The sequence below is a fragment of the Corynebacterium sp. MSK150 genome, from assembly GCF_030229215.1.
GTDB lineage: Bacteria > Actinomycetota > Actinomycetes > Mycobacteriales > Mycobacteriaceae > Corynebacterium.
On the sequence record NZ_JASPHM010000001.1, the window covers coordinates 1 to 6840 of the forward strand.

The 6840-nt window shown below is 57.4% G+C and carries 5 protein-coding genes, 1 tRNA gene and 1 pseudogene; 2 read left to right on the forward strand and 5 right to left on the reverse strand.

Features of this window, described 5'->3' with window-relative positions:
- Positions 1 to 268 precede the first annotated feature (268 nt).
- Positions 269 to 3016 (reverse strand): pyruvate dehydrogenase (acetyl-transferring), homodimeric type, encoded by a 2748-nt coding sequence (gene aceE / locus QP941_RS00005; RefSeq protein ID WP_284867582.1) that lies wholly within the window; start codon positions 3014 to 3016, stop codon positions 269 to 271.
- A 337-nt stretch (positions 3017 to 3353) separates the two neighbouring features.
- Between aceE and QP941_RS00010 the strand changes: the two genes are divergently transcribed.
- Positions 3354 to 3752, forward strand: coding sequence for a DUF3052 domain-containing protein (locus QP941_RS00010; protein ID WP_005324380.1), 399 nt, complete (start codon positions 3354 to 3356; stop codon positions 3750 to 3752).
- A gap of 68 nt (positions 3753 to 3820) precedes the next feature.
- Positions 3821 to 3893, forward strand: a tRNA-Val gene (locus QP941_RS00015).
- A gap of 43 nt (positions 3894 to 3936) precedes the next feature.
- On the opposite strand, the gene QP941_RS00020 is transcribed toward QP941_RS00015, so the two are convergent.
- The 4 genes and pseudogenes from QP941_RS00020 to QP941_RS00035 all read right to left on the reverse strand — a co-directional run.
- Entirely contained in the window at positions 3937 to 4383 is a 447-nt protein-coding gene (locus tag QP941_RS00020; protein ID WP_284867715.1) for a tyrosine-type recombinase/integrase, read from the reverse strand.
- Positions 4384 to 4479: 96 nt separating this feature from the next.
- Positions 4480 to 5189, reverse strand: a pseudogene (locus QP941_RS00025) (IS6 family transposase).
- 243 nt (positions 5190 to 5432) lie between these two features.
- A complete protein-coding gene (locus QP941_RS00030; protein ID WP_284867583.1) occupies positions 5433 to 6119 on the reverse strand; it encodes a hypothetical protein in 687 nt (228 codons plus the stop codon).
- A gap of 391 nt (positions 6120 to 6510) precedes the next feature.
- The coding region (locus tag QP941_RS00035; RefSeq protein ID WP_284867584.1) for a hypothetical protein at positions 6511 to 6840 on the reverse strand (330 nt) is incomplete at its 5' end.

Consider the following 6840-nt stretch of genomic DNA (forward strand, 5'->3'; position numbering starts at 1 on the left):
TGCAGCTTAAACCGACGACAGAGCATACGGGCGGCGTATGTGGAGACACCAAGAGCAGTAGCAGCGGCACGATAGCCTATGCCTTGCTCAAATAGTTCAACCAACTGCTCCCGCTGATGCTCACTCACCAAACTTCGGGCTCTCAATGAAAACTACTCCCCACTAATCGGAAACTGATTTCTCAGTCCAACTAATGGGGAGCAGTTCAAAAGCCGGCGGCGCCTTTTATTTGCGCGTGGCGCAGGGCTAGCCCGCGCCAATGCGGGGATTAGTCCTCGATGTGGGTGGTAGCGGTCGGATCATCCAGCTTGAGATCCTTGGCTGCCTTCTCCACAACGGAGCGCTCAATCTTGCCCTCGCGAGCCAGACCATCGAGCACTGCGACGACGATGGACTCGGCATCGATGTTGAAGTAGCGGCGTGCGCCCTCGCGAGTATCAGAGAAGCCGAAGCCATCCGCACCCAAGGTGATGTAGGTACCTGGGACGTACGGGCGGATCTGCTCCTGCAGCTCGGTGGTGAAGTCAGAGACGCCAACGAACGGACCCTCGTAGCCCTTGAGCTGGGAGGTAGCAAATGCCTCGGTCGGCTCCTCACCCTTGCGCAGGGCCTCCTTGTTGCGGCGGGCACCGTCGCGGGCCAGCTCGTTCCAGGAGGTGACGGAGAAGATGGAGGCCTTGACATCGAAGTCGTCGGCAAGCAGCTGCTGCGCGCGCAGCGCCTCGTGCACGCCTACACCGGAAGCCAAGATATTGGCAGCAATGGAGCCGCCCTCAGCGGTGTTGTAGTGGTAGATGCCCTTGTGCAGGCCCTCCACATCCAAGTCCTCCGGCTCGGCCGGCTGGTGCACCGGCTCGTTGTAGACGGTGAGGTAGTACATGATGGCCTCATGGTCCTTGCCGTACATGCGCTCAATACCGCGGGTGACCAGGTGCGCCACCTCGTAGCCGAAGGCCGGGTCATAAGAAACCACGGCCGGGTTGGTAGCGGCCAGGACAGGGGAGTGGCCGTCCATGTGCTGCAGGCCCTCACCGGTCAGGGTGGTGCGGCCGGCGGTAGCGCCGATAATGAAGCCGCGGCCCATCTGGTCACCGGCCGCCCAGAAGGCATCGCCGGTGCGCTGGAAGCCGAACATCGAGTAGAAGATGTACAGCGGAATCATGGCCTCGCCCTGGGTGGCATAGGACGTAGCTGCCGCGGTGAAGGAGGCAGCGGCGCCGGCCTCAGAAATGCCCTCGTGCATGATCTGGCCGTCGGTGGCCTCGCGGTAGGAGAGCATCAGGTCATGGTCAACCGGCACGTAGTTCTGGCCGCGCGGGTTCCAGATCTTCATGGTGGGGAACCAGGAGTCCATGCCAAAGGTGCGGGCCTCGTCCGGAATGATTGGCACAACGCGCTTGCCCAGCTCCTTGTTGCGCATGATCTCCTTGAAGGTGCGCACCAGGGCCATGGTGGTGGCTACTTCCTGCTTGCCGGAGCCCTTGCGCACGGAGCGCAGCTTATCCAGCGCAGGTGCCTCAAGCGGGGTGAAGTCCTCACGGCGCTCCGGCAGGAAGCCGCCGAGCTCTTTACGACGCTCCAGCATGTACTTGATCTCCGGGGAATCCTTGCCCGGGTGGTAGTACGGCGGCAGGTACGGATCCTTCTCCAACTCCGCATCGGAGAACGGAATCTCCTGCTTATCGCGGAAGCGCTTCAGGTCATCCAGGGTCAGCTTCTTCATCTGGTGGGTAGCGTTGCGGCCCTCGAAGTTGTGGCCCAAGCCGTAGCCCTTAATGGTGTGCGCCAGGATGACGGTTGGCTTGCCGGTGCCCTTGTTCTCCAGCGCGCGAGCGTAGGCGGCGTAGACCTTGCGGTAATCGTGGCCGCCACGGCGCAGTGCCCAAATCTCATCATCGGACATGTCTTCTACCAGCTTGGCCGTGCGCTCATCGCGGCCGAAGAAGTGCTCACGCACATAGGCGCCATCATTCGCCTTAAAGGTCTGGTAGTCACCATCGGAGGTGGTGTTCATGACGTTGACGAGGGCACCCTCGGTGTCCTTTTCCAGCAGCTTATCCCAGCCGCGGCCCCAAATAACCTTGATGACCTCCCAGCCAGCACCGCGGAAGAAAGACTCCAGCTCCTGGATGATCTGGGTATTGCCGCGAACCGGGCCGTCAAGGCGCTGCAGGTTGCAGTTGACCACGAAGGTGAGGTTATCCAGCTCGTAGAGGGATGCGATCTGCAGCAAACCGCGGGATTCTGGCTCGTCCATCTCGCCATCGCCCAAGAAAGCCCATACGTGCTGCTTGGAGGTGTCCTTGATGCCGCGGGTCTCCAGGTATTTATTAAAGCGTGCCTGGTAAATAGCGTTAATCGGGCCCAAGCCCATGGACACGGTGGGGAATTCCCAGAACCATGGCATCAGGCGCGGGTGCGGGTAGGACGGCAGGCCCTCGCCCTCACCGCGGGAGACCTCTTGGCGGAAGCCGTCCAGATCCTTTTCGGTCAGGCGGCCTTCCATGTATGCGCGCGCGTACATTCCGGGGGAAGCGTGGCCCTGGAAGAAGACCTGGTCGCCGCCCGAAGGATCGTCCTTGCCCTTGAAGAAGTGGTTCAGGCCGACCTCGTATAGCGGGGCAGCGCCTGCGTAGGTGGAGATGTGACCGCCCACGCCAATGCCCGGGCGCTGTGCGCGGTGCACCATGATGGCTGCGTTCCAGCGGATCCAGCGGCGGTAGCGCTTCTCCAGCTCCTCATCACCTGGGAACTCCGGCTCCATGGTGGTGGGGATGGTGTTGACGAAGTCCGTAGACGTCAACGACGGCACCTCAACGCGCTTCGCAGTAGCGCGCTCGAGCAGGCGCAGCATCAAGTAGCGTGCGCGCTCCGGATCGGAGTGGTCCAGCAGACCATCGAGGGAGTCCATCCACTCGCGGGTCTCTTCTGGATCATTATCGTGAAGATACGATGCAACGCCGTCGCGGATGAGGGGGAAGTTGGAGTCGCCCTGGTGGGCGTCCTTCTCGGCCATTTAAACCTCCTATTTAAGGGTCTGCACAGTTTGCCTACTAGGATACGCGCTCACAGATCCACAGTCGTTGTGAAGTCCGACTTAAGGGGACGTGCGGTACGTTACATCGCCATAACCAGTACCTTTGCAAAGTTTGTTGGGGTAAAAGAGGGTAGTTTGCTAACTCTGTGGAGCCAGCTGCGTTGGTGGCAGGGCCTGCAAAATGGGGGAATTGCGGCCCTTAGGCGGGTAAAAGGGGCCGGTGGGCGTTAAAATGCTTCTATTAAGCCGTGATTTACCCGCAGGATGCGGGCGATACGCGGACCAGACATTCACTAAAATAGGAAGGAAATGCATAGTGGCTGACGCTGCAGTCAAGCTCGGAATCAAGGAAGGGCAAATCGCCCTGGAGCTTGGTTGGGACGAGGATTGCGATACCGCAATCTCTGAATCGATCGAGGCCGTGCTCGGCGATGACTTCTTGGAAGAAGAAAATGACGAGCTGTGCGATGTAGTCCTTCTTTGGTGGCGCGAAGAAGACGGCGACCTTGTGGATGGACTGGTGGACGCGAGCCGCCCGCTGGCCGATAACGGTGCAGTCTGGCTGCTTACCCCAGGTGCCGGCAAGCCGGGAACCGTAGAGCCTGGGCTCATCTCTGAGTCCGCTCAGCTGGCAGGCCTAGTGCAGACCAAGGCGGAGCGCCTAGGCGAGTGGCAAGGCTCGTGCTTGGTGCAGCGCGGCTACACTAAGAAGTAGGGCTTTACCTGCCGATTTGTGTTGCTTTAGCAACTTGCGCTACTGTTTCTAACAGCGCAAGAGCGCATGCGGCTTTAGCTCAGCTGGAAGAGCAATTGGTTTACACCCAATAGGTCGGGGGTTCGATCCCCTCAGGCCGCACAAGGCAGACCCCCTTTTCGAGAAATCGGAGAGGGGGTCTTACTCAACCCCACGACAATCCACGCAGCCCCTCATCCATACGACCCGCCACGTCATCCAAGTCACCATCAAGCAAATCCGCATACGTATCCAGGGTGAGCATTGCCGACTTGTGCCCCAGCTGCTTTTGCACAGCCTTCACCGACGCACCAGACGCCACCATCAACCCCGCCGCCACATGCCGCAAACCATGCGGAGTAAGACTGACCGAAATCACCCCATCCTGGACACACCGCTTCACCGCATGAGCAAAGAACGGCGTATGCCCCAACGGACGTAAACACCCACCAGAAGGCCGCTCCCACACAAACTTATCCGGCCCCTTACCCTGAATAGCTTTCACAATTAGAGGCATAATCGACGCAGGAACCGCCACCGTCTGTTGCTCCCACGACTTAGGCTCCATCGGCACCCACTCACCAGAATCATCACGAGCAATCGCCTGCGGCACCGTCAAACGACGCCGAAGGGTGCTGTTGCAAAGTTGGGAGGACAGCGGCGAAGACTCAGTTTCTCATTCCCTGACGGCCGCAGCGTGTGGGCGTTGTTAGGCCGTCTCGAAGCCCCGGTTGACGAACACCGCGTCCGGGTCCGGTTGCCCGTAGGCAAACATCGCGCGTTGCCCTTTCCGCAATGAGCGCATCGCCTCCATCCCTTTCAACATGCGATATGCAGACGTCCGGTTCTTAAACGCGCCTTTCGGCCCGAGGATCCGCTTCAGCCGACCATGGTCGCCTTCCAGGATGTTGTTGAGGTATTTCACCTGCCGGTGTTCCACTGTTGGCGGGCAGATTCCCTCTGACTTCAACTCGGTGATTGCCCTGGCTAGGGAGGGTGCTTTATCGGTGTTGATCACTTTGGGATACCCGGCTGACGCATTGGATCTGACGGCCTTGGCCAAAAACACTTCGCTGCGGCCACGTTCCGCTTTGGAGAGAGGTAAAAGTCCAGGGTCTGGCCACCGGCGGTGATTGCCTGATAGAGGTAGCACCACCTGCCGCTGACCCGGATATAGGTATCATCCATCCGCCAGGAACTGGCCTGCCAGTCAGGTACCGGTCGGTACCACCGTGTTTGCTTGTCCAACTCAGGGGCGCAATTCTGGACCCAAGGGTAGATCGTAGTGTGATCGACCCGCACGCCCCGCTCGGTCATCATTTCCTCCGGATCGCGGTAGCTCACCCCGTAGCGGCGGTACCACCCACTGCCCACAGGATGATGTCACGGGGGGGGATGACGACCGGAGAAGATACCCATGGCTGTGATTATTTCACGTCGCTCTTCCTACTGCCCCAACTTTGCAACAGCACCAGCTAGTATGCCGGCGTCGCGGGCCAGTGGGGAAGTGGCAGGCAGTTTTGCTTGCATTGCTTGCAGGTGTTTGGCCGCACTGTTGGCGGCGTCTAAGTGTGTACTCGTAGTCTCCAGCATCCCCATGCGCCGCAATAAACAACGCACACAGGTGCGTGTCCTGGACTTCATGAACAATGTCCGTCACGCTTACTCTTCACTATCCTCGTTACTACGCTTCTTAGCGGCAGGCGTTGGTATAAGGCCTGCTGCTTTCCACGCAATATATCCTGCAGTACCTTGACAGACGGTACCGATTGCCAATTTTATAGCCTTCCACCATGAGGAATCCGCTTGATCAAACTTGGGGTATGCTTCAACTCCAGCTGGGATCGCCGCAACAATCGCTACGAAAACTAGTCCTACAACCAGCCTCGGGGGTTCCTTTTCTTTATCCCAGACAGGTATGTAGTACATGATCAAACAAATGAAGAATAGGAAAACGAAAGGTGCAGACCACCCCATTGCTTCTTGTGGAGAGCGATTTCCCCACCAGTCAGAGAAGTTAGCTAGGAAGTTTGCAACAAAGAACACCCACGCTTGAAATAGGATTAATCCAATATTTCCAATCCTGTACCGGGCTTCTGGAGAAAGACCACGAATCCTATCCAGAATTCCACGTCTTCCCACTACCCCCTCTTCTCGGCGAGATCCAGCGGGTATAGTACGGCTTTCCGTCTTTCCTTTTTCTGCTTCAACTACTAACGGTTGGTCTTGCTCCTTAGGCTTCCCTGCTTCCTCCTTAGACAAGGCGGGCTCCTTTTCCTTGTCTCTTTTCTTTGTAGAGGGAGTTTTGCTTTCTTGTGCGGATTGTGATTCATCTTTAAGGTTGGACATAAATACTCCTTTTTATGAGAACCGTTATTTATTGCATGAATATCTTTTCTACGTATTCAACTGTGGGCGGTGAAAGGAAACCTTTCCCGTCTAACTAAGTAACTTTATATACGGCACGGCCCGTCGTTTCCAAGGTTTGATTTTCCAGTTGCAGAGTTGAGGTCTGCTGCTATGTTTAATTCTGCCCGCCAGAGCATTACTTGGCTGTGGTGGGTTGCACAAGAATTGAAGCTTCACCCGCTATCGGCAGTACCTACCCCACGTCCGATATTCCTATCCCTGCGGAACACGAGGAAGAACTCGGTGAACTGTGGTCCGTTTCTGCGTCTATCAATAGTGAACATGCAGGAACCTGCAAAGTGCACCAACCGAGGATAGATCCGGACAATGGCTACTGTGAATAGACCCAATCTAGGAATTCTTCGCCACTCCTATCTATTTCCCACTCCCGGAATAATTCCATCGCTGTATCGATTTCCTCACTACTGCGGACCCGTTGCAGGGCAGGAGAACGCCGAATCTCCGAGTAGCGTTCAACCCACTCGATAAAGTCCATTGGGCTTCGGCTGCGTTCCCATAGCGAGAACAACTCGTCGGCCTTGGAAACTTCATCACTGGAATGAACCGCCGAAATCGGCCACAGTCGCCGAATCTCCGAGTAGCGTTCAACCCACTCGATAAAGTCCATTGGGCTTCGGCTGCGTTCCCATAGCGAGAACAA

Excerpts from the sequence above, each read along its gene's own strand:
- aceE (WP_284867582.1), bottom strand. The coding sequence starts at position 3,016 with ATGGCCGAGAAGGACGCCCACCAGGGCGACTCCAACTTCCCCCTCATC.
- QP941_RS00030 (WP_284867583.1), bottom strand. The coding sequence starts at position 6,119 with ATGTCCAACCTTAAAGATGAATCACAATCCGCACAAGAAAGCAAAACT.